This is a genomic window from Delftia sp. JD2 (assembly GCF_001682645.1).
In the GTDB taxonomy this organism is placed as follows: Bacteria; Pseudomonadota; Gammaproteobacteria; order Burkholderiales; family Burkholderiaceae_C; genus Comamonas; species Comamonas acidovorans.
Genome location: NZ_LFJT01000164.1, coordinates 1 through 313 on the forward strand (window position 1 = coordinate 1; position 313 = coordinate 313).

At 70.9% G+C, this 313-nt stretch carries 1 protein-coding gene; it reads left to right on the forward strand.

Going from position 1 to position 313, the window contains the following annotated elements; translation table 11 throughout:
• Window positions 1–313: aconitase family protein (locus tag ACM14_RS30305; protein ID WP_254662174.1), on the forward strand; the 313-nt coding region annotated here is incomplete at both ends.

Below are 313 nucleotides of genomic sequence, written 5' to 3' on the forward strand. Positions count from 1 at the left end.
CCTGTCCACCGTGGTGCGCAACATGGCCGGCCCCTCGAATCCGCACCGGCGCCTGCCCACCTCGGCCCTGGCCGAACGCGGCATTGCCGATGCGGCCAAGCTGCAGGCCGCCCGCGCCCAGGAGGCGCAAGGCCTGATGCCCGATGGGGCCGTCATCATCGCCGCCATCACCAGCTGCACCAACACCAGCAACCCGCGCAACGTCATCGCCGCGGCCTTGCTGGCGCGCAATGCCAACCGCCTGGGTCTCACGCGCAAGCCCTGGGTCAAATCCTCGCTGGCGCCGGGCTCCAAGGCCGTGGAGCTGTACCTG